This is a genomic window from Streptomyces sp. NPDC001970 (assembly GCF_053594115.1).
On record NZ_JBSFDW010000022.1, the window covers coordinates 24846 to 47164 of the forward strand.

At 70.0% G+C, this 22319-nt stretch carries 20 protein-coding genes, 1 tRNA gene and 1 pseudogene; 13 read left to right on the forward strand and 9 right to left on the reverse strand.

The window, feature by feature from the left end; translation table 11 throughout:
• Positions 1–112 precede the first annotated feature (112 nt).
• From ACWCP0_RS24805 to ACWCP0_RS24840, 8 genes and pseudogenes are all read left to right on the forward strand, one after another.
• The gene (locus ACWCP0_RS24805) at positions 113–544 is read left to right on the forward strand and encodes a peptidase inhibitor family I36 protein (protein ID WP_451080997.1); all 432 of its coding nucleotides are present in this window, start codon (positions 113–115) and stop codon (positions 542–544) included.
• Between the two features lie 137 nt (positions 545–681).
• Positions 682–1545, forward strand: a complete 864-nt coding sequence (locus tag ACWCP0_RS24810; protein WP_451080998.1) for a hypothetical protein — start codon at positions 682–684, stop codon at positions 1543–1545.
• A 56-nt stretch (positions 1546–1601) separates the two neighbouring features.
• The gene (locus ACWCP0_RS24815) at positions 1602–3077 is read left to right on the forward strand and encodes a peptidoglycan-binding protein (RefSeq protein ID WP_451080999.1); all 1476 of its coding nucleotides are present in this window, start codon (positions 1602–1604) and stop codon (positions 3075–3077) included.
• A gap of 38 nt (positions 3078–3115) precedes the next feature.
• Positions 3116–3802 (forward strand): ABC transporter ATP-binding protein, encoded by a 687-nt coding sequence (locus tag ACWCP0_RS24820; protein ID WP_451081096.1) that lies wholly within the window; start codon positions 3116–3118, stop codon positions 3800–3802.
• Between the two features lie 98 nt (positions 3803–3900).
• A complete protein-coding gene (locus tag ACWCP0_RS24825) occupies positions 3901–5082 on the forward strand; it encodes an ABC transporter permease (RefSeq protein ID WP_451081000.1) in 1182 nt (393 codons plus the stop codon).
• Positions 5083–5299: 217 nt separating this feature from the next.
• Positions 5300–5515 (forward strand): annotated as a pseudogene (locus ACWCP0_RS24830) (site-specific integrase); the annotation flags it as partial.
• Positions 5490–5708 (forward strand): holin, encoded by a 219-nt coding sequence (locus ACWCP0_RS24835; protein ID WP_451081001.1) that lies wholly within the window; start codon positions 5490–5492, stop codon positions 5706–5708. The pseudogene ACWCP0_RS24830 and the gene ACWCP0_RS24835, both read left to right, overlap by 26 nt.
• Positions 5709–5725: 17 nt before the next feature.
• Complete coding sequence (locus tag ACWCP0_RS24840) at positions 5726–5959, forward strand: hypothetical protein (protein WP_451081002.1); 234 nt, start codon at positions 5726–5728, stop codon at positions 5957–5959.
• Between the two features lie 62 nt (positions 5960–6021).
• Here the strand turns inward: ACWCP0_RS24840 and ACWCP0_RS24845 are convergent, their stop codons facing one another.
• Positions 6022–6777 carry an XRE family transcriptional regulator gene (locus ACWCP0_RS24845; RefSeq protein ID WP_451081003.1) on the reverse strand — a complete coding sequence of 252 codons (756 nt, stop codon included), beginning with the start codon at positions 6775–6777 and terminating at the stop codon, positions 6022–6024.
• A gap of 305 nt (positions 6778–7082) precedes the next feature.
• Here ACWCP0_RS24845 and ACWCP0_RS24850 point away from each other — a divergent pair, with 305 nt between their 5' ends.
• From ACWCP0_RS24850 to ACWCP0_RS24865, 4 genes are all read left to right on the forward strand, one after another.
• Positions 7083–7292 carry a hypothetical protein gene (locus ACWCP0_RS24850; protein ID WP_451081004.1) on the forward strand — a complete coding sequence of 70 codons (210 nt, stop codon included), beginning with the start codon at positions 7083–7085 and terminating at the stop codon, positions 7290–7292.
• Positions 7289–7756, forward strand: a complete 468-nt coding sequence (locus tag ACWCP0_RS24855) for a glycine-rich domain-containing protein (protein WP_451081005.1) — start codon at positions 7289–7291, stop codon at positions 7754–7756. The genes ACWCP0_RS24850 and ACWCP0_RS24855 overlap by 4 nt, the downstream gene beginning before the upstream one ends.
• A 62-nt stretch (positions 7757–7818) precedes the next feature.
• A complete protein-coding gene (locus ACWCP0_RS24860; protein WP_451081006.1) occupies positions 7819–8481 on the forward strand; it encodes a class I SAM-dependent methyltransferase in 663 nt (220 codons plus the stop codon).
• 96 nt (positions 8482–8577) lie between these two features.
• Complete coding sequence (locus tag ACWCP0_RS24865; RefSeq protein ID WP_451081007.1) at positions 8578–8802, forward strand: hypothetical protein; 225 nt, start codon at positions 8578–8580, stop codon at positions 8800–8802.
• A 102-nt stretch (positions 8803–8904) separates the two neighbouring features.
• Here ACWCP0_RS24865 and ACWCP0_RS24870 read toward each other — a convergent pair.
• The 8 genes from ACWCP0_RS24870 to ACWCP0_RS24905 form a co-directional block, all read right to left on the reverse strand.
• Positions 8905–8977, reverse strand: a tRNA-Lys gene (locus tag ACWCP0_RS24870).
• A 137-nt stretch (positions 8978–9114) separates the two neighbouring features.
• Positions 9115–12138, reverse strand: a complete 3024-nt coding sequence (locus tag ACWCP0_RS24875; RefSeq protein ID WP_451081008.1) for an FG-GAP repeat domain-containing protein — start codon at positions 12136–12138, stop codon at positions 9115–9117.
• A 35-nt stretch (positions 12139–12173) separates the two neighbouring features.
• On the reverse strand, positions 12174–12716 hold the full coding sequence (locus tag ACWCP0_RS24880; RefSeq protein WP_451081009.1) for an FG-GAP repeat domain-containing protein: 543 nt from the start codon (positions 12714–12716) through the stop codon (positions 12174–12176).
• A 748-nt stretch (positions 12717–13464) separates the two neighbouring features.
• On the reverse strand, positions 13465–13626 hold the full coding sequence (locus tag ACWCP0_RS24885; RefSeq protein ID WP_451081010.1) for a hypothetical protein: 162 nt from the start codon (positions 13624–13626) through the stop codon (positions 13465–13467).
• A gap of 150 nt (positions 13627–13776) precedes the next feature.
• Positions 13777–16950, reverse strand: coding sequence for an FG-GAP-like repeat-containing protein (locus tag ACWCP0_RS24890; protein ID WP_451081011.1), 3174 nt, complete (start codon positions 16948–16950; stop codon positions 13777–13779).
• A gap of 185 nt (positions 16951–17135) precedes the next feature.
• On the reverse strand, positions 17136–19337 hold the full coding sequence (locus ACWCP0_RS24895; protein ID WP_451081012.1) for a DEAD/DEAH box helicase: 2202 nt from the start codon (positions 19335–19337) through the stop codon (positions 17136–17138).
• Between the two features lie 208 nt (positions 19338–19545).
• Entirely contained in the window at positions 19546–20178 is a 633-nt protein-coding gene (locus ACWCP0_RS24900; RefSeq protein ID WP_451081013.1) for a hypothetical protein, read from the reverse strand.
• Positions 20179–20283: 105 nt separating this feature from the next.
• Positions 20284–20634: a metallopeptidase family protein gene (locus ACWCP0_RS24905; protein ID WP_267245427.1), complete on the reverse strand. Its 351-nt coding sequence runs from the start codon at positions 20632–20634 to the stop codon at positions 20284–20286.
• Between the two features lie 71 nt (positions 20635–20705).
• On the opposite strand from ACWCP0_RS24905, the gene ACWCP0_RS24910 reads away from it, so the two are divergent.
• Positions 20706–22319 carry a metallophosphoesterase family protein gene (locus tag ACWCP0_RS24910; protein WP_451081014.1) on the forward strand — a complete coding sequence of 538 codons (1614 nt, stop codon included), beginning with the start codon at positions 20706–20708 and terminating at the stop codon, positions 22317–22319.

The following is a 22319-nucleotide window of genomic DNA, read 5'->3' on the forward strand; positions in this document are numbered from 1 at the left end:
TGCAGCCGGCAGGCGATACCGCTCTGTTCTGCATGTCCTGATGGTCCATCACATGCCCACATATATACGCCTGTGCCCTAAACAGGCGATCTCAGCAAACATGGAGCGGTATATGAACATCGCAGTCTCGCGCGCTCTGCGCACGGCCACCATCGGCGCGGCGGCTGCCGCGATGGTCTTCACCGGAACCGGTTCGGCAAGCGCCGCCCAGTTCAACTCGGTGTGCGAGGCCAAGGAAGTGTGCATTTACAAGGACTCGTACCTGGGCGGTCCGTGGATCGATCACCAGTACGCCGATCCCAACTACTCCAACAACACGTGGACGGTGTCCCTCCCTGAGGAGAGCACCAATGACAGAGCCTCGTCGCTCGACAGTTGGGACACCAACTGGAAGGTGCGCTTCTTCACCAACTCCTACTACGGCGGGAACTGGTACACCCTCGGCGTCTACGGGCGCGCCAACACGGTTCCCCACAACGACCAGTACAGCTCGCACTGCTGGAACGACGGCGGCGTTCAGGGCTACTCCCAGTGTGACTTCTAAGCGCTGAGCTCCCCCTCCGTTCCCGTCCTGATCCCGGTCAGGACGGGAACGGAATCCCCCACCTCGTCGTGAAACCCTGAACGGAAGTCATCATCGTGGCCGATACAGCACGCCGTAGTTCCCGATTCCCGTTGTCCGTGCCTGCGAGCATTCTCGCTTCGGCCGCGATCCTCCTGACCGGCTGCACCTCAGCGGCCGCGGGCGGAGACGGGAGCCAGGGTGCCGCCGGTGAGCCGATAGCGATCGGCAAGGTGAGCGTCATCTCCAGCGCCGAGCAGTTGACGTTCCCCCTCGATGCCTATCAGCTGAGCCCGCAGCAGTCCCGGAAGATCGAGGAGGCTCTCGATGTCCTGGTGAGCGACTGCATGACGAAGCAGGGATTCACCTGGGCCGTACCCAAGCGCCCTCCGCTGCGCGACGGCACTCGCAACGGCCGGCGGTACGGCCTTCTCGACCCGGAGGAAGGCAGCCGGACCGGCTACCACGGAACCGCCTCCACCGGAAAGGGAGCCAAGGGAAGCGAAACGGGCCAGGACGACTCGGCAGCGGCGCAGCAGGCTGCCGGCGTCTGCGTCATCTCCCAGAAGGCGAAGCTGAACGGTCAGCAGAAGGCGGACAAGGCCGCCACCGGTCCCGACGAGTTCATCGAGCAACTCGTCATGCAGGACGCGGCCAGGGCCGAGAGGGATCCGCAGGTTCGTGCGGTGTTCGCCAAGTGGAGCGACTGCATGGACGAAGCCGGCTACTCCTATGCGGGTCCCTGGGACGCGAACAACGATCCGGAGTGGGGAGAGTCCGGAACTGCGACGGACAGTGAGCGGGCGATCGCCACGGCCGATGCGAAGTGCAAGATCAAGACCAATCTCGCCGGGGTGTGGCTGGCCGTCGAAACGGCCTACCAGCAGCGCACCCTCGAGGCGAACGCGGAAGGCCTCGAAGCGGCGAGGAAGGCCAATGAAACGCGGCTTCGCAATGCCGCCGACGCCATCGGCCGCAGCTGACGCGGATGCCCAGGCCGCCCGCAGCCCGAGAGACCGCCTTCGACGAGGAGTGCAACGTGTCCCCTGAACTCAGGGTCACCGGACCGGCCGACGAGGCCGGAGCAACCCGGGGCAGCTTGTCGCGGCGACGCAGGTGGGTGGCCGCGATGACCGCGGGCGCCGCCCTTGCGGCAGTGGCGGGTGTGGCCGCGTCGATGGTGATCAAGTCACCTGCGCAGGCCGCTGCGGAGGCCGGGCCACCGCCCGCGGATGTGCTGACCGCCGTGGTCGAGCACCGTGTGCTGCACGAGACGGTGGTTCTTCGTGGCACGGTGACTGCCGGTCAGACCGTTGCGATCAGCCCCACGGTCAGTGGCGTCGAAGGAGCCGGCACGCCCGTGGTGACCAAACTTGTCGTCGGCCCCCGGGACGAAGTCGCTGCGGGCGACGCCCTGTTGGAGGTGTCGGGACGGCCCGTGTTCGTACTCGAAGGCGGGTTGCCGGTGTACCGGGACCTCAAGCCGGGCGCCGAGGGTGACGACGTCGCCCAGTTGCAGAAGGCGCTCGGGAAGCTGGGACATGGCACGGGATCCGACACCTCGGGAAGATTCGGCACCGGCACGAAGACCGCGCTCAATGCCTTCTACGCCTCGATCGGCTACGACCCCCTTCCGGCCCAGGCCGACGGCGGTGCTGCGGTCAAGGCGGCGCAGGAGTCCGTGACGGGAGCCCGACGGGCTCTGGAGGACGCCCGTGACGCGCTGCGGGAAGGCGTGACGCAGGGCCAGGGGTCCTCCGCCGCAGGGTCGGGCGGTGACGGAGGAAAGGGCGGGGCCTCGGGCAGTGATCTCCGCAAGGTTGTTGACCGGGCGGAAGAGGACCTGGCCAAGGCACAGAACTCCCTGGCGGAGGCGCAGGCGGCCGACGGCCCGATGCTGCCCGCCGGTGAAGTGGTGTTCCTGAAGGGCTTTCCGGCGCGCGTGGACAGCGTCTCCGCTGGCGTCGGCTCACCCGTGTCAGGTCCGGTCATGACGGTGTCCGCCGGTGCCCTGGTCGTTGAAGGCCTTCTGCAACAGCATCAGAAGGGCATGGTACGCGTCGGCCAGAAGGTGCAGATCCTCTCGGAGCTCAGTGGCGTCACCGCCACGGCGAAGGTGCATTCGGTCGCAGAGAGCATGGACACCGGCCGCGACCAGGCCGCCGGCCAGGATGCGGGCGATGAGGGCGGTGCCACTGGCCGGCCGGGGTACGCCCTCGTGGTCCGGCCGGACAAACCCTTGGACACGAAACTAGCGGGCCAGGATGTCCGCTTGACGATCGAAGCGGCGTCGACGGACGGCAAGGCACTCGTTGTACCCATCACCGCGATTTCGGCGGGAGCCGACGGCAAGACCACCGTCAACGTGGTCACCCCGGGCGGAGGGATCCGGCGGGTGGAGGTACGCCCAGGGACCACCGGTGACGGCTATGTGGAGGTCGTTCCGGTGGGCTCCGGAGGGCTGAGCGAGGGTGACAGCGTCGTGACGGGCGCCGATCTGCGGACCACTCCGTGACCGCGCCACTGGTCACGGCGTCGGCCCCGGTCCAGGACATGGCGGCCCCACCGGTGATCGAGCTGAGGCGCGTGGGCCTGGTTTACCCCGGGCCACCGCCGGTGGAGGCCCTCAAACCGTGTGATCTCCTCATCCGCCGCGGTGAGTTCGTCACCGTGGTCGGCCCCTCCGGATCTGGCAAGTCCACGTTTCTCAACATCGTGGGACTGCTGGACGTGCCGACTGCCGGAACGTATCGGCTGGATGGGACCGACACCGGGGCGCTGAGCGACGGCGACCGTACGAGTCTTCGCGGCCGCCGGATCGGATTTGTCTTCCAGTCCTTCCATCTCCTGCCGCACCGCAGCTCTCTCGAGAATGTCTGCCTCGCCATGGTCTACAACGGCGTACCACGGTCCGAACGCCGGGAGCGCGCCCGCGAGGCACTGGTCCGTGTCGGCCTGGAGCACCGTGTCGACGCCGTGCCCACCACCTTGTCCGGCGGAGAGCGCCAGCGCGTCGCGATTGCGCGGGCTCTGGTGGCCAGGCCCTCGCTGCTGCTGTGCGACGAACCGACAGGAAACCTGGACACGCACAACGCCAACACGATCCTGGCGCTCCTCGACGAACTGCACGCGGACGGAATGACCGTGGTGGTGATCACTCATGATCCGCAGACCGCCGCGCGCGGCGCGCGAACAGTGACGATCCGGGACGGCGTGCTCCAGGAACAGGTGGTCGCGTGAAGATTCGTGGACTCGTCAAAGTTCGGGGACTCGCGCGAGCCCCTCGTCGGCCCCGCCCGGAGCGCCCCGTCGAACCATCGTGCTTCACCTGGCCCGACATGCTGTCGGAGTCCCTCGCCGGAATGCTCCAGCGCCCGGCCCGGTCCGCGCTGACGGCTCTGGGCACCGTTCTGGGTGTGGGCACGTTTGTCGCCATCCTCGGACTGACCGCAACCACGTCCTCCCAGATCGACGGCCGGTTCAACGTCCTGTCCGCGACGGAAGTGACCGTCGAGGACATCGCACGGGAGCGCGACGAGTTCGCCGGCCCGGCCTTTCCGCAGGACGCGGATGAGCGCATCGAGAGACTCAACGGGGTCGAGCACGCCGGCGTGTACTGGACGGTCCGGCTCGACAGCGACATCACGGTGCGCTCGTCCCCCGTCGGCCGCGGCGCCGAAGGCACGAAGATCGATGTGGTCGCCGCGTCCCCGGGAGTCCTGAAGGCAGCGGCGCCCCGGCTGTCCCAGGGGCGGATCTATGACGACTACCTGTCCGGCAGCGCCCAGCCCGTGGCCGTCATCGGCTCCGCCACGGCCGCCCGCCTCGGCATCACGACCCTGGAAACCCGTCCGGCGATCTTCATCGGCGACGAACCGTTCACCGTCACCGGCATAGTCGAAGACGTCGAACGCAAGGCGGACCTGTTGCTCTCCGTCATCGTCCCGCGTACTACCGCGGAACGGTTCTGGGGCGTGCCGACCGACTCCGCCGCATCCATGTTGATCGCCACGGAAATCGGTGCGGCCCAGCAGATCGCCCAGGAAGCACCGACAGCCCTCCGTCCGGACCATCCCGAATACCTCCGGGCGGTCCCCCCACCCGACCCCAAAACCCTGCGTTCGCACGTAACCTCGGACCTGAACCAGCTCTTCCTGCTGCTGGCCGGGATCTGCCTCGTCATCGGTGCGGTGGGCATCGCCAACACCACGCTGGTGGCCGTGCTGGAGCGCACCTCGGAGATCGGTCTGCGTCGGGCGTTGGGCGCACGCAGCCGGCACATCAGCGTCCAGTTCCTCGCCGAATCCGGTGCCCTCGGTGGGCTCGGGGGCCTGATCGGCACCTCCCTCGGCACCATCACCGTGGTCGCGGTGGCGGTCGCCCGCGAGTGGACGCCCGTTGTCCACCCTGGCACCGTAGCCGCCGCTCCGGTGATCGGCCTGGCCACTGGCCTGGTCGCCGGCCTCTACCCCGCCTGGCGGGCCAGCCGGATCCAGCCCGCCGAAGCCCTCCGCCGCTGACCTGCGGACGACACAGCCCGCAGCCATGAGAAAGCCCAGGGCAGCGACGCACTGTCCTGAGCACTGGAGCCCCCTCTCAGGTTCGAACCGACGACCGCCGCTTCACCAGAGGGCCGGCAAGATCGTGACGGCGGGTGCTGATCCATGGCACCGGGCCTCCCTCTTTCCCCAGTTCAGAGGCTTACCGACGCAAACCACATGCCGTCCGATCCACTGCCGGGCAGCGTTGAACGCGGCGATCAGCCAGCAGCTCATCACGTTCAACCCGGCAGCCCACGTCGAGTTGGAGTCCGGCAAGCGGCCGAAGCCGCTTCTGTGGGCCGAGCAGCGCGTGGCGCGCTGGCGGGCGACCGGCGAGAAGCCCTCCGCCGCCATGGTGTGGACGCCGGAACAGTTCGGCGCCTTCCTTGACGCCGCCGAGGGCGAGCGGCTGTAGGCGGGTACGTACCTTCGCGCAGGGCACGCTCGGCGCCGTCGGCGCGGACCAGCTCGGGATCCTCGATGTCGACTGGGGCCAGGCGTTCTCTGTCGGCGGGCTCGCCGCGGCCCTCGCGCTCCTGACCGCTGTGGCAACGTCTGGGGGGTCGGAGGGCCCGGGCGTGACTGAGACTGTGAGTCGCCGGTGACGCCGTCGGACCCGGGCGTGTACATCAGCCCGGCTCAGACCTACCAGGAGGTGCGGGAGCTGTCGAAGGCGTTCGGTCGCATGGAGTCCAAGCTCGACGCAGTCCTCAACGACAACCGGGACATCCGGGAAGACGTGCAAGACCACGCGACCCGCATCCGCGCCCTGGAAAGCAAGGTATGGGCGGCCGCTGGCGGCGCCACCGTGCTTGGCGCCGGAGCCGGGATCCTCGCCCAAGTCCTCCTCCGCTGAACACCGCGCCCCCCGCCTGATCCCTCACGGGGTCGGGCAGGGGCGCCTTCGTGCGTCCAGGCTCAGGCGTCGGGCCGCTTGTTGTACGCCTCAAGCGTCGCCTTGTTCGTCGACGCGTCCTGGAACACAAGCTCCCACGGGCCGGTGTTCACGTCGAACTCCTTACCGAAGCCCACCCACTTGCCGGTCATGCGCCGCCCGGTCGGCTCGACGAGCAGCTGAATCGCCCCGTGGTAGCGGGCGCCCCGGTAGTACCCCTCCGTCGCGGTCTGCTCCGTCCAGGTGCCGGTGGCGACGTGTCCGTCGACTTCCAGGTCCATCGTCAGCGGGCTGTCGGACGAGCCGGGCAGGCTGCGCACGGTGAGCCGGTTGCCATGCTGGAGCACGACCACGTAGTGCTGACCGGTGTATGCCGAGTCGCGGCCGCTGGAGAAGTACTCGTAGCGGGACAGCCACACCCCGGAGTAGTTCCGGTGGGCGCTCTGCGGCTCGGCCTGTGGGGTGGTGGCCGCGGGCGCGATGCCGTTCGTCGACGCCTCGACGTCGTGGCCGCCGTGGCCGTCCTCGGAGACCCGAGCGGCCGCCGCGGCGAAGCCCAGGGACTCTATGGGCAGGCCGGTGACGGATTCCAGTGCGCGGGCGTAGACGGGGCGGGGTGAGGTGGTCACCCCGGATTCCCAGCGTTGCACGAGTCGCTTGTTGGCGTCGTTGGGCTGGCCCGCTCGGGTGCCGGCATCTCGCACGGCGCGGGCGAAGTCGTCTTGGGACATGAGCAGGCCGAGGCGGACTGCTCGCAGTGCGCTGTTCGGTGTGGCCATGAGAGCAAGGTAGCCCCAACCACCCTGGGATGACACCGAAATGACGCCCCGTGTGTCGTCGGTTTGACGCCTGCACTGACGCCGCGCAACTCTCTGTGGTCACGTCATGGTGAATCCGTGACGACGACAGGTAACGGCCCATCACATCGCGGCCTGACCATCAGCGTTTACCGGGTCAACCCCGAGACGAAGGCACGAACCCCCGTCAAGGAGTGCGTCCTCCCGGCCACTGATCAGCCAGCGTTCTCCCTCGCCTTCCCGGCATGCGCCTGTGCGCGCTGCCTCGGCAAGGAGAGCGGGACGCGATGAGCCCCATGTGGGACGAGGAGCCCGAGTACGACGAGGGCTTCTGCGCCGCCTGCGGCCGCCGTACCGAGAAGGGCATCGTCACCTGGGTGCCCCGGATGTCAGCCGCCGACGTGCGCCTGATCGTGCACGCCAACCCTGCCGACTGCCCGCCGAACGTCACGCCGACGTCCTCAACCGAGGACACGTCCACACAGGAGGAAGCATGACCATCGCGTTGGAGCGTCCCGTGGGCACCACCGACCCGGCCACCCTGGTCGAGACCGAGGTGATGGAGCGGCTCACCGCCCGCATCACCAAGGAGCACGCCGACATCGGCGAGCCGATGGCCCGCCGCATCGTCGCCCAGACAGCCGCGTTCCTCGCCGCCGGCGCGCACACCCCCGGACAGCGGCTGGTGCCGAGCAAGCTGGTCGACATCGGCTGGCACACGTTCATCCTGCACACCGTCGACTACGCCGCCTTCTGCGAGCGGGTCGCCGGACGGTTCGTCCACCACGTACCCGACGACGAGACCGAGGCTGACGGCCGCGACTCCAAGACGGGCGAGCCGCTGCGTAATGCGGTGGCCGCAATGACCGCCGCAGGCCTCACCGTGGATCACGACCTGTGGCCCACATCGGCCGAGTGCGGCCAGTGCCACGCCGGATGCCACGACAGCCCCAAGACGTAACCCACCTTGCGGCCGCCCGGTAATCCCCTGCCGGGCGGCCGCCCGCGTGAAAGGCCAGCACGTTGACCGACACCATCGCGTGGGACGTGTACGCGAAGAGCAGCAAGCAGCGCCGCCAGGTGAACGCCGCCGGCCAGACCACCTGGTTCAACTGGACCCAGTACCCCGACCACGGCCCCGGCGCGGAGGTCCTCGATATCAGCCTCGGCTCAGCCGTGCTCGAGCTCGGCTGCGGCACCGGAGGCAACCTCGCCCACCTGGCCACCCTCGGCGCCTGTGCGATCGGTGTCGACGTCTCCCCCGCCCAGCTCGCCATTGCCAAGGACCACTGGGGCTACATGCCCAGCCTGGAGTGGGAGCACGCGGAGGCGGTCACCTACCTCACTCAGACCGGCGAGGAGTTCGACGCCGTGTTCTCCGTGTTCGGCGCGGCCTGGTTCACCGACCCCGACGTGCTGCTGCCCCTGGTTCGCAAGCGGCTCCGCCCAGGCGGTGTGTTCGCCTTCTCCCACCGGCCAGCCATCGAGGGCTGCTACGGCTGCCAGGCCGCGTACATCAACCGCTCCGAGGATCAGGACCCGCTCGTCGTGAAGCGCTGGGACTACAAGCCCGACCGCTGGGTCGAGATCCTGGCCGAGCACGGCTTCACCGCCACTGCCGAGGTGCTACCGGCCCCGCCCGGGGACCGGACGGTCGGCACCCTGCTCGTCCGCGCTCAGGCGTAGAGCCACCCAACGGCCCCGGTCAGCCACCGTCCCGGCCGGCCGGGGCTTCTTCATGTCCCCGGATGCGCGCGGATCCGGACGGGCGGACGCTGGGGCATGGCGGAAGAGGCGCCCGTGGTCGTGCACGCGCTGTCGTCGGACGGCGGTCGGACGGTGACGATCCACGGCAGGCGCATCGGCGTGGCTTTCCACCTGCTCGACGTGGTGGAGTTCCTGCGCCGCGCTGGTCTGCCCGAGGCGGATACGACCATGGATGACCCCGCGCTGATCGAGTGGCGAGGCGGCGGCCCGGACACGTGGGGTGCACCCCTAGACGCATGATCGTTAGCACTTCGGCCGAGCGTCGGCCGAGCAGACGCCCGATATGCCCTCCGGAACAAGATCAGCCCCACGCCAGACGGTGTCTGACCTGGGGCTGAGGCGTAGGCCGTGTGGGACTCGAACCCACAACCAACGGATTAAAAGTCCGCTGCTCTGCCAATTGAGCTAACGGCCCTCGGCACAACACCCCTGAGCATAGCCGGACCGCACCGACCAGCCGATCGGGTATTGGCGGTGTGCCCCCGGCGGGGGAGCCGGGGGCACACCAGAGCGGGTGCCGGGGCGTGCGTCGGGGCGGGTGCCCCGGGAGCGTCAGAAGATGCTCTTGTACGCCTGCCAGCCGCCGCCGAGCGGCTTGGAGGAGCCGAAAGAGCCCGCCCCGTTGCCGTCGTTGCGCCAGAGGTTGCCCGCCGTGTCGCGGGAGACCAGATCCGCCTTGCCGTCACCCGAGAGATCGCCGATGCCGACGATCGTGTCGCGGTTGGCGCCCCAGTCCTTGAAGACGAGGACGCGGCTCTTGAACGTGCCGTTGCTGCGGCCGTCGAGGCGCCACAGCTCGTTGGAGCCGTCCTGCAGGAGCAGGTCACCGTTGCCGTCGCCGTTCAGGTCGCCGACGCCGACGACCTTCTTGTACGCCGACCAGTTGGTGCCGATCTTCACCCCGGACTTCAGCCGCCCGTCCGCCTTGCCCGCGTACAGCCACATGTCACCCGTCGACGCCGCACGCGCGACCAGGTCGGGCAGCCCGTCACCGGTGATGTCACCGGGCGAGGTGAGCACGTTGTGGACGTTCCAGCCGGTGCCGAGCGAGGTGTACGAGGAGCCCGACTGCAGGGCGCTCATCTCGCAGCCGCCCTCGTAGCGGCGGAGCTCGCCCGCCGAGGTGCGCATCAGGACGTCGTTGCAGCCGTTGTCCGTCGGGTCGCCGAACGCCATCTGTGCGGTGATGTTCTTCCAGCCGCCGGAGTAGTTGGCCCCCGCCTCGCCGAAGCTTCCACCCGCCTTGCCGGTGCGCTGGTACAGGGTGCCCGTGCTGTTCGTCGCGAAGAGGTCCGGAATGCCGTCGGGGCCGAAGTCGTGGCGGACCGCCTTGCCCTGGAGCATCGTGAAGGTGCCGGACTGGACGAAGTCCGCGCCCCTGCCGTCGGCCGGGGTGCCGCGGAGGGTCCAGGTGTACTCGCCCGAGGGCAAGAGCTTCCCCTGGGCGTCCGTGCCGCCCCACCCGAGGGAGGCACCGAAGCGCGTGGGGCTGTACGTCGCCGAACTGACCAGCGCGCCGGAGGTCTTGCGCCGGATCTCGGTGGTCACAGAACCCATGGGACCAGTGGTCGGCCACCACACACCCCATGCGTTGGTCCGGGGCCGGAAGGACGAGGCCGGCGTGACCGTCCGGACGGTCGTGAGAGCCGAGGGGGTGACGCCGGTCGGCGCGATATGGGTCGCGCCCGCAGCGTCCGTGTACGCGATGTGGCCCCGGTACTTGTCGACCGTCCAGGTCACCCGCCGGTCGTGACCGTCGCTCCCGGTGTGCGGCAGCGCGGCGATCGTGCGCGCGTGCGCCGTGCCCGACGTGATGGCGGTCAGTCGCAGCTCGCCGTCCGCGTGGCGCACGGTGAAGCCGTCGCCGAGCAGGACGTCGCCGCCGTCGACTCGGACGGACTTCTTCGCCGTACGGTCGTAGACGCCTGCCGGGCCGCCGCTGCCGCACGACCAGTACAGCCAGCGGTGCAGCGCCTGGATCTCGGACGGGACGCAGGGTGCGTCGGTGGCGACGGTCCCGAGATACTCGCCGGTTGCCAAGTCGTACGAGGTGAAAGTGCCAGGCGTCGCGGTGGCGCTCCACAGGGTGTCCCCGTAGACCGCCGCGGCCACCCTGTCCCGCTCGATCTTGGTGACTCCACGCGACAGGTCGAGGATCAGCTGCTTGTCCTGCGTACCGCTGTCGTAAATGGCCCAGCTACCGCCGGCGTCGACGAGCCGTCCGTCTCGGTGGCCGGTCAGCACCCGGTACTCGATCGCATCGTCGCCCTGCCGGGCGAGATAGGTCACGTGCTCCCCGTCGGAGCCGAAGAGACCGGAGTCGGTGGCCCGGATGGCGTATCGGGCCCGGTGCTCGCCCACCACCGGTGCGACGCCGACGCCGACGTCGTACCTGTGGAGGTAGCCGTTCGCGGTGACGTCGGGCCGAGGCGTCACGCCCTCCGCCACGTGGAGCACGCCGCGGTCGAGGCTCAGCCCGTAGCGCACCGGCTTCGCCTTGGGGACCGCGCGAATCGTCTGCGGAGTCGAGGAACCGGGTGCGATGCGGCGGAACGCCCAGTCATTGCCGTCCTCCGCGCCACCCAGCGCGATCACTCCGCCGTCGCTCGCCTGGATCACGTCGGAGGCGTCCGGCAGCAGTTCCTTGACGCCGGAGCCGTCCGCGAGACCCGCCGCGTACAGCGGCTCGGCGATGCTGTCGTTCGTCTTCGCCGACGTCCGTACGGCGTAGACGGTGTCACCGCCCAGCGCGATACGGAAATTTGGCGAGCCGGCCGACGAGGCCGGCAAGGCCACCGTTCGCTCGGGGGCGTCGGGTTCGGTACGCGAGCGGACATGGACGGTGCCGCCCGCCACCCAGGCGACGTTCCACTCGTCCATGGCCCAGTTCGAACCCAAGGCCGCCGTGCTCCATACGATCTTCCCCGAGGCGAAGTCCACGTACCCAAGCGTGGAGCCGAGAGCCGAATACCAGCTGAGCAGACCGCCCTGGCCATCGGCGGCACGCAGGATGACTGAGCGGGCATCCGCGGGCAGCCCGGTCACCGCCCGCGCCGACCAGCCGCTGCTCGAAGGCGTCAGCAGATGGACCCCCGAGCTGCTCGACTCGGTCGCCTGGTACGCGCTGATCGTGAGAAGGCCCTCCGGAGCGCCGACCGCTCCGAGGAACGTCTCTCCTGCCGGGAGCTTGCTGTCGGTCGTCGTACCGGTTGTCGTGTCGAACACCCGCTGGATGCCGAACGAGTCCGAGTGGTAGGCGATGACCTCCCTGCCGTCGGGCAGGCGGACCACCCTCGGCGCTCCCGGATTGATGTGCGGGAAGTCCCGGACGACCGTGCCGTCGTACGAGCGCCATTGCCGGCGCGGGGCGCTCTCGCCGAGGTACAGGTAGCCGGTGGCACCTGCGACCTTCACCGAGTCATTGAATAGGTGCTCCTTGCCGTACTGCTGGATCACCACCTCCGGCGGCAGGTCCGCAGCCAGGGCCGGCGCAACGCCCAGCGGCGCGAGGGCGATGGCAAGGCTGAACGTTGCCGCGACGGCGATGCCGCCGCGGACGAGGGCGCGTCTGCCCAAAGTCTTACTCCTTTATCAAAGGCGAGTAGTTGGCGTCAGCCGATGCTGACGTAGCCCTTCCACTGGGTCATGGCGAGCTGCTTGCGGACCGGGAACACTCCCTTGTCGTCCGCGTTGTAGAGGTACGCCGCGCCCGTCGGCGTACGTGCGATGAAGTCCTGGTGACCGTCGGCGTCCATGTCGCCGCTCGCGACGATCGCGTTGAAGGCGTTCCAGCCGTAACTACCCTTCGTGCGGGGCGAGAAGCTGCCCTTGCCGTTGCCCCGGTACAGCCACAGGACGCCGGCCGCGTCCCGCGCCAGCAGGTCGGAGCGGCCGTCGCCGCACAGGTCGCCACGGCCGGCGAGCGCGGTGAAGGAGCCCCAGCCCGGGCCGATCTTGGTGCGGGCGGCGAGCTTGCCGTCGGCGGTGCCGGGGTGGAGCCAGAGGACGCCGGAGCCGTCGCGGGTGAGGACGTCGGGGTTTCCGTCGCCGGAGATGTCGCGGGCGGGGATGATGCGGTTGTAGATGTTCCAGCCGGTGCCGAGCTGGACCTTGGTCGCCTTGTCCAGGCGGCCGTAGTCGACGTTGAGGTTCACGAACCGGTAGAGGGTGCCGCCCTTGGTCCTGCCCAGGAGGTCGCCGTTGCCGTCACCCGTGACCTCTCCCAGCTGGGAGAGGTACGAGTAGTCGTCGTAGCGACGTGGCTGAACGCCTGGCCCACAGGAAAGGTGATGGTCCGCTCCGTCCCGTCCCGCATGTCCTGCAGAACGACCTGCTGCTTCTCACTGTGCAGGCGGGCCACCGTGTCCGTACCGGTGCCGAGTACCCGGCTGGCGCCCTTGTGGTCGAAGGATCGGGCCGATCCGTCAGCGTAGGAGACCCAGGTTGTAGCCCCCGTCGTCGTCGCCACGAAGGAATCCGGTCGCACCCGCGACAGGCAGCCTCCGCGCATTGGGATCCAGGGACTTTTCCATGGGGATCGTGAGCACAGCCGGCAGCGCCTCCGCAGCCCCGGCGGGAATGGCAACCAGTGGTGTGACAGCGGCGCATGCTGCTACGACGGCAATCGCAAGTGCTCTGCGCGCCAGAACCGGAATACGACGGCTCAATACGGGTCCCTCCCCAGAAAGCCCGGAAATGACATGGAGAGGTACCCCGACGACATCACGTCCGGGCGAAATGAGAAGCCCCCAGCTCCTACCCCATGCAAGTGCGCTGACTTTAACAGCCGTCCCACAGACAACGGAAGCGCTTTCGAACCCGTTCAAAGAAGAAACGTGGCCAGTACGACGACTGTGTCGCCATACGGGCCACGCTGGGTTACCGGAGCTCGCAGGCGCCGTGTCAGTGCAGGGTCTTGTAGGCCTGCCAGCCGGGGCCGATCTTCACCCGGGCGGCGAACGTGCCCGCACCGGTCCCGTTGTACCGCCACAGCGCACCGGACGCGGCACGATGTGCCGCGGTCGACACCGCGAAAGGCGCGTGCCCCCAACGCAAACCCTCCATGCAAGTGCGGTGACTCTAACAGCGGCCGCGCAGGCAGCGGAAGACATTTTCGAACCCGTTCAAACAACAAAGCGTGGCCCGCACGACAACAATCGTCGTACGGGCCACGCGACCCTCCGCACCTCGCACGCGGCGTCGGCGGCGCAGATGTCAGTAGAGCCCCTTGTACCCCTGCCAGCCGGTCCCGATCCTCGCCGTCGCCCCGAAGGACCCGGCCCCGTTCCCGCTGTTGCGCAGCAGATCACCGGCGGTGTTACGGGACACCAGGTCGGCCTTCCCGTCACCGGTCAGGTCCCCGACGCCGACGAAGGCGTTGCGGTTCTTGCCCCAGTTGTTGCCGAACACCAGCACCCTGGGCTTCACCGTGCCCGCCGCCGTGCCGTCGTACCGCCACAGCGAGTTGGCCCCGTCCACCGCCAGCAGGTCGCCGATGCCGTCGCCGTTGAGGTCCCCGGCACCGAAGATCGCCCGGTACAGCTTCCAGTTCGTGCCGATACGGACCCGCGACTTCAGCTTGCCGGCGCCATCGTCGGCGTACAGGTACATGTCCCCGGTCGTCGTCTGCCGTGCGACGAGATCCGGACGTCCGTCACCGGTCAGGTCGCCGGGCGACGTCAGCACGTTGTACTGGCTCCAGCCCGTGCCGATGGAGGTGTACGACGTCGTCGGCTTCAGCGCCGCGCCGCACTTCGGCTTGTACGCGCGCAGCTCGGACCCGAGCCGTACGAGCAGGTCACTGCACCGGTCGCCGTTCAGGTCGCCGACGGGCACCGGGACGGCGGAGGTCGACCAACCGCTGCCCGAGAGCTTGCCGGAGAGGCCCTGCGGATCGAACTCCGTGGGGAAATGGACCGACAGCGTGCCCGAGGAGCTGAGTGTCAGCAGGTCACCGACGCCGTCGGGACGCCCTGGGTCGCCGAAGTAGTCGCGGTGCACGGCCGCACCGTCGCCGAGCGTGCCGCGCCCCGAGGCGAGCGTCACGGCGCTCGTGCCGCCGCCCGCCGGGACCGCGGCCAGGGACCAGCTGAACCGGCCGTTGGGCGCGTACGCACCCGAGTCCGTGCGGCCGTTCCAGGACACGGAGATCTCGGCGCGCGCATCGGTGCCGGTCAGCTTGCGCAGCACCTTCCCGGCCGTGTTCCTGATGGTGAGGGTCCACGAGGCGGCGGGACGCGAGAGCGTCCAGGACCCCTCCCACGTGGTGTGGCCGGGCTCACGGAGCCAGAGCCCGTCCTCCACCTCCGAGCTGATCACGGTCGGCGGCGTCGACGGACGGACGACGGCACCGACGACGTGCACCTGCTCCAGCGCGCCGACATAGGCCACCATTCCGGTGTACTCGTCCACGGCCCAGCGGTAGCGGCGGTCCATGGTGAGGGCGGTGGCGGGCAGGGTGGCCAGGGCACGGGTGAGGGCCGTACCGGACGTCACGTCCGTCAGCAGCAATGTGCCGGAGGCGTGGTCGTGCCGCACGGTGAAGCCGTCGCCGAGCAGCACATCGCCCGCGGCCACCGCGACCGACGCCTTCCGCACCGTGTCGTACACCCCGGCGGGACCGGTACTTCCGCAGCTCCAGTAGAGCCACTTGCCCGCGGCCTGCAGCTCCTTGGGCACGCACGAGGCGCCGCCCACCGTCACCGTGCTCGTGGTCTTCGACGTGCGCAGGTCGTACGAGGTGAGCTGCCCCGCCGTGGTCGTCGGGCGCCACAGCACGGGCCCGGCGAGCGCTGCCGCCCGGACAGTACCGGTGAGCTGGACGGTCCGGCCGAGCTCGCCCACGTACTGCTTGGGGGCGGAGCCGCCGGAGTTGTAGACGACGTAGCCGTCCGACACGTCGACGATCCTGCCGCCGGCGGTGCCCGCGGGGAATTCGAGCCCGCCGCCGGACGACCCGTCGTCGTCCATGGGGGCCGCCCAGTCCAGGTTCTCCTCGTACCGGTGCTCCAGCTTGACGTCGCCGCCGGTCGCGTAGTTGCCCCAGATCTCCCGGCACTTGAGTGTGCTGACCGGGCATTTGGAGGCTGCCCCGGGTCCGGCGACCGGGACCTTGGGCACGGGCTTGCCCGTCGTGCCCAGGTTCCAGGAGTTGGTCTTGAGCGAGCTCCCGGACTCGTAACCGACGCGCAGGTGGCCCCGGCTGAAGGCGAGGGAGCCCTTGGCGGTCTCGTACGGCGCGAGTTTCAGCAGTTTGGTGAGGCCGAGCGAACCATCGCCGCCTTGCCTGATGCGCCAGGCCCACCAGTTCGTCGCGCTCGTGCCGCCGGTGACCAGGGCGGAGCCGTCAGGTGCGGGCTGGACGCCCTGGCCGGACCGGGCCAGCAGGGTCTTTGCGGGACCACCGTCGAGCGGCAGAGCCTTCACGGGGTCACTGGCGTCCGGCTCCGAACTCTTCGCGGCGAGTACGAGCCAGTCGTCGACGAGCGCCGCGTCGGAGCCGTACGCGACGTCTCCGGCAAGGGCATGCGTCGTCTCCGGGGCGGTCGGCGCCGTCCGCTGTTTGAGGTGCAGGGTGGAGGAAACGGTGTCGTACCAGCCGATGCGTTCGTCGTCCAGCACCGTCTCGGGCGGCTCTCCGTCGTACTGACCGAGGTCGCCGAGGCCGGTGAACGCCTCGGTCATGGTCGCGGTGGCGAAGTCCACGTAGCCGAGGCGGTAGTCCCCCTCGGCGACGGCGTACAGAACGACGACTCCGTCGCGGTCACCTGTGGTCACGGTGATGTAGCCGGATCCGTCACCGGCGTCCGGGAAGCCGGTGACGGGACGGGTCCGCTCTTCCCCCTCCACGATGTCCATCAGGGAGAACGTGTCCCGGTGGTGGCCGGCGACGACCACGGACCCGAAGGTCCCCTGGTAGGCGAGATCGTAACTGTCGAGCTGCCGGGTCGCTCCGGTCGCCATGTCCCGCAGGGTGACGGGGAAATCGCCGGCCGAGGGATCCCCGGGCATCGCGACGGCGTCGCCCCCACGGCCGAACTCACCGTCGCGGCAGGAGCTGTAGATGTCGTAGCAGTCGGACCCCGCCCAGGGCCCCTTGTGGATGGCGCCACTGTCGTCGCGGACGGAGACCGTGGTGGAGCCGTCGTACGTGCTCCACAGCATGCCCTCGCTGTCCCGCCCGCCCTGGCGGTAGAGGAAGCCGGTGTCGCCTGCCGCGAGGAGCTGTGCCGGCCGCGGTGTCGTTCTGCTCGGATTGTCCAGCACCACTTCTGGTGTGGCGGTCTCCGCCGCGGCTGTACCGACGGCCGCCGGCAGCAGGCCGGCCGCGATACAGGTGGTGATGAGTGCGGAAGCGAGCGCACGACGGCGCACGCGAAGTCTGGCCAAGAAAAGACCCCCCAAGGTCCCCAGAAAATCCCCAGCTGCCCCGAAAGGGGCGCGGGAAGGCGCCCGACCCCCCAGTCGTCGCCGATCGTCGCCGATCACCCGCACAAGTGCGCGGATCATAGCAACGGGCCCGGACAGCACCGCTCTCGCGGTGCTGTCCGGGCCCGTCGGGGTCCGGTTGCGCGTCAGCCGTTGCGCTTCCAGCGCGGCTTGTCGTCACGGCGGCCGCCGCCGAACGAGCCGGTGCCGGAGCCGGAGCCGGAGCCGCGGTGGTCGTCCCGGCGGCCGTACGGGCGGTCGTGGCCGGCGGAGCGGAAGCCGCCGCCCGAGGGGCGGTCGTCACGGCGGTCACGGTTGAACGGACGGTCGCTGCCACCGCGGTGGTCACGGCGCTCGAAGCCACGGTCGTTGTCGCGGCGCTGGAAGCCGCCCGAGGGGCGGTCGTCACGGCGGTCACGGTTGAACGGACGGTCGTTGTCACGGCGCTCGAAGGAACGGCCACCGCGGTCGTCGCGACGGTCGTCACGGCGGAAGCCGCCACGGTCGCCGTCCCGGCGGTCGTCACGACGGTCGTTGTCCCGACGGAAACCACCCGACGGGCGGTCGTCACGGCGGAACCCACCGCGGTCGCCGTCCCGGCGGTCGTTGTCCCGGCGGAAACCGCCACGGTCGTTGTCACGACGGTCGTCGCGACGGTCGTTGTCGCGACGGAAACCACCGGACGGACGGTCGTTGTCGCGGCGGAAACCGCCACGGTCGTTGTCACGACGGTCGTCGCGACGGAAGCCGCCCTGGTCGTTGTCACGACGGTCACGGCGCTCGTAGTTGCCCCGGTCGTCGCGGTACGACGGACGCTCCTCGCGGGTCTCGCGCACCGGCTCCGCCACGACGGCAGTCGCAGCCACGGCCTCCGCCTCGGCAGCCTCCGTCACCTCGGCGACCGCGGCCTCCGGGTCCTCGCCCCGCTCGCGCGCGGCGCGGGCGACCAGGCGGTCGGCCTCCTCGCGGAGTTCGGCGGCACGGCGCTGGACGCGCTCCAGCTCCTTGGCGAGCTGGGCGGCCTCGCGCTCGGCCTGCTTGGCGGCGTTGTTCGCGGAGTCGGCCTGGACCTCGGTCAGCGAACGGGCGCCGGTGATCTCGGCGACCTCCGGGTCGAACGCGCCGGCCCCGCCGACGATGTGGCGCGAGGCGTCGACGCCCGCGTCCTCCATCAGGCGGAAGATCTGGCGGCGCTGGTGCGGGAGCGCCAGCGAGACGACCGTGCCGGACTGGCCGGCGCGGGCGGTACGGCCGGAGCGGTGCAGGTAGTCCTTGTGGTCACCGGCCGGGTCCACGTTCAGGACGAGGTCGATGCCGTCGACGTGGATGCCGCGGGCGGCGACGTCGGTGGCGACGAGCGCGTTGACGTAACCGTCCTTGAAGTCGGCGAGGACGCGGGTACGGGCGCCCTGCGTCATGCCGCCGTGCAGCGCGTCCGCCTTCACACCCGCGTCGACGAGCTGCTCGGCGATGCGGTCGGCGCCCAGCTGCGTACGGACGAAGATGATCGTGCGGCCCTTGCGGGCGGCGATCGCGGCCGTGACGGGCGCCTTGTCCTTCGGCTTCACGACGAGGACATGGTGGGTCATCGTGGTGACGGCGCCCTGGGCGGCGTCGACCTCGTGGCTGACCGGGTTCACCAGGTAGCGCTTGACGAGCGTGTCGATCTCGTTCTCGAGCGTCGCGGAGAACAGCATCCGCTGGCCGCCGGTCGGGATCTGGTCGAGCAGCTCGGTGACCTCGGGCAGGAAGCCCAGGTCGGCCATCTGGTCGGCCTCGTCGAGGACCGCGACCTGGATCTGCTCGAGCGAGCAGGCGCCGCGGTTGATGATGTCGCGCAGTCGGCCCGGGGTGGCGACGAGGATGTCGACGCCGCGCTCGAGCGCGTAGATCTGGTTGCCCATGGACGTACCGCCGCAGACGACCTTCATCTTGAGGCCGAGCACGTCGCCGTAGGGCTGGAGCGCGTCCGCGACCTGCATCGCGAGCTCACGCGTGGGGGTGAGGATGACGCCGCGGGGCTTCTTCTTCTCCGTGTGTCCGCCGGCCAGCGTGGCGAGCAGCGGGAGACCGAAGGAGAGGGTCTTGCCGGAGCCGGTACGGCCACGGCCGAGGATGTCCTTGCCGGCCAGGGCGTCCGGGATGGTCGCGGCCTGGATCGGGAACGGGACGGTGACGCCGTTCTGGGCGAGCTTGCGGACGATGCCCTCGGGGAGTCCGAGGTCACCGAAGGTCACCTCGGGAGTGGCGTCGGCGGCCGTGTCGGCCTCCTCGACCTCGACCTCGACGACGTCGACGATCTCGTCGGTCTGGGGCAGGACGGCACGGTCAGAACTGGAAATGGACATGCGAAATGCGAAACCTTCCGGAGTCTCGGCACGCGCCCAAACTCCGTGATTCGCAATTCGACCGCCTCAATGCGGTCAGCCACGGCAAGGGAGAGTACGCGCCACACGCGGCGCGCTTCTGTGGTGGCGCCGGGCAAATGGGATCAAACGATCTACCACCATACGCACCCTCCACCCCCGAAGGCAAACCGCCTGACTGCGGCGCTCGTCACATCCACCGCCCGCCACCCGGACCCCGTACCCGCGACGCGGGCTCCATCTGCGGTGATGCCGTCGGCTCGGCGCGCACCCCCTCCCCGTCCTCGTCGGCCGCACGCATCGCGCCCATCTGCGTGTCGGCCGCCGGGGACGCGGACGGCGAGTCGGTCGGCGCTCCCGACGGGTCCGGGCCGGGCGGGGTCGGGTCCACGGGCGGGGTCGACTCACCGGCCGGCGGAGTGGGCTCCGCCGACAAGGTCGGCTCACCGGCCGGCGGCGTGGGCCCCTGCGGATCGGCGGGCTTCACGCCCCCGCTGCCACCGCCACCCTTCGGCGGCTGCGCGGACGACGCCACGGACGCGCTCGGGCTCGCTCCGGCTCCCGCGTCCTCGCCGCCGCCCTTGCTCGCAGCCCCGCCGGACTGCGCCGCTCCGCCCATGCCCGTACGACCGTGCCCACCGGCACCGCCCTGCGCGGCTCCGCCGCCGTCGGGCTCGGCCGCGGCCCCTTTCTGCTGCGGGGACTTCACGGGCGCCCCTTCACCGCCGTCGTCGCCGATGCTCATGCAGCCTGCGGAGGCCGCGACCGCCAGGGCGGTGGCGATCCATACGGCACAACGGCCGGGGGCGGACAACTGGCGCACGAGCGGCACCTCCGGGACACGGGACGCGGTTTCCCTGCCCAACTCCCTTTGCCCTGCGAGGGACACGCCCGGAGCCCCCTCGGCTGCTGCAAGGGGCCGAAGGACTCACCCGTAGCCCAGCGCGTGCAACCGCTCGTCGTCGATTCCGAAGTGATGGGCGATCTCATGGACCACCGTGATCTCGGTCTCGGCGACGACGTCCTCCCGCGACTCGCACATCCGCAGCGTCGGCCCCCGGTAGATCGTGATCCGGTCCGGCAGCACGCCGGCGTACCACTCGCCGCGGTCGGTCAGCGGAGTCCCCTCGTAGAGCCCGAGCAGCTCGGGATCGTCGGCGGTGGGTTCGTCCTCGACGAACACCGCGACGTTGTCCATCAGCCGCGTCAGCTCCGGCGGGATCCTGTCCAGCGCCTCGGCCACCAGTTCCTCGAACTCCTCGCGCGTCATCTCCAGCACCCGGCCATTGTCACGCACACCCGTCCCCGGCCGCGGGCATAGCCCACCCCGAGCCTGGGCATACGGGACCAATGGTCCGCGCTCGTGAACGGCTTCGCGCCCTCCTCACCGGCATCACGCGCCGATACCACCGGCCCCGGTCAACGCTCCGGGCCCGGTCGCGCCGCCGGTCGAGCCACACCGAGACCCTCGCCCAGCCTCTCCCCGACACCCCCACCGACCTCTCGCACCCCACGCGCCCCACACGTCCCTACGCCCGCGCACTCGCCCTGCTCGTCGTCGTCCTGACGGGAGCCTGGCTCGGCCTGCTCGTCGTCGGGGCCGTCCGAACGCCCGTGGGGCCGATGGACACGACGATGACCCTGCGCCCGTCCCTCACCGGCGGCACGAAGATCAACGTCTCGCCGCTCGGCGCCCTGGAGCTGGAATCCCATGTGGCGCCCATCCGCCTCGACGTCGATGTCGACCGGCTCGACCCGGTCCGCTCCCAGGCACTCGTCGAGCACCCCGAGCGCCTCTCGGGGCTCCAGTCCGAGGTCAGCCAGGACGTCACGGCGGGCGCCCGCGAACTGGCGTGGCGCTCGTGCGTCGCCGTCGTCTCCGGCGCCACCGCCCTCGGCCTCGCGGTCTACCGCCGCCCGCGCCGGGCGCTCGCGGCGGGCGGCCTCGCACTCGTACTCCTCGCGGCCTCGGGCATCAGCGCGTACGCCACCTGGAACCCGAAGTCCGTGCTGGAGCCGAAGTTCTCGGGACTGCTGTCCTCGGCCCCCTCCGTCGTCGGCAACGCACGCTCGATCGTCACCGAATTCGACGTCTACCAGAAGGAGTTGGCACGCCTGGTCACCAACGTCACGAAGCTGTACGACGCGACGTCCACGCTTCCCGTCTACCAGCCGGACCCCGGCACGATGCGCGTCCTGCACGTCTCCGACATCCACCTCAACCCGGCCGCGTGGCACATCATCGGCTCGCTCGTGGAGCAGTACGAGATCGACGTCGTCATCGACTCCGGCGACACCATGGACCACGGCACCGCCGCCGAGAACACGTTCCTCGACCCGATCCCCGACCTCGGCGCGCCCTACGTCTGGGTCCGCGGCAACCACGACTCGCCCACCACCCAGCATTACCTGGAGCGCCTGAAGAACGTCCACGTCCTCGACGACGGCCGCGCGGTCACCGTCGCGGGCCTGCGGGTGGCCGGCACCGGCGACCCGCAGTTCACCCCGGACCGCTCGACCCAGCCCCAGGGCGACCCCGCCGAACGCATGGCCGGCATCCGACTCGCCTCCGCCCTCCGCGACCAGCACCGCGCGGGAACGCCCGTCGACATCGCCGTCGCCCACAACCCCGTTGCGGCCCGCGAGACCGACGGGGAGGTCCCGCTCGTACTGGCCGGCCACGTCCACCACCGCGAGACCGAGCTCCTCCCCCTCGGCACCCGCCTCAAGATCGAGGGCTCCACGGGCGGCGGCGGCCTGCGCGCGGTCCAGAACGACGAGCCGGAGAAGGTTCGCGCCTCCGTCCTCTACCTCGACCGGGGCACCCGCCGCCTCCAGGCCTGGGACGAGATCACCCTGGGCGGCCTGGGCCTCACGACGGCCGAGGTCAGTCGCCACCTGGCCACCCCCGAACCCGCGACAGGACCGCCGCCCGGGTCCCCCTCGGCAACGCCCCCCGAATGA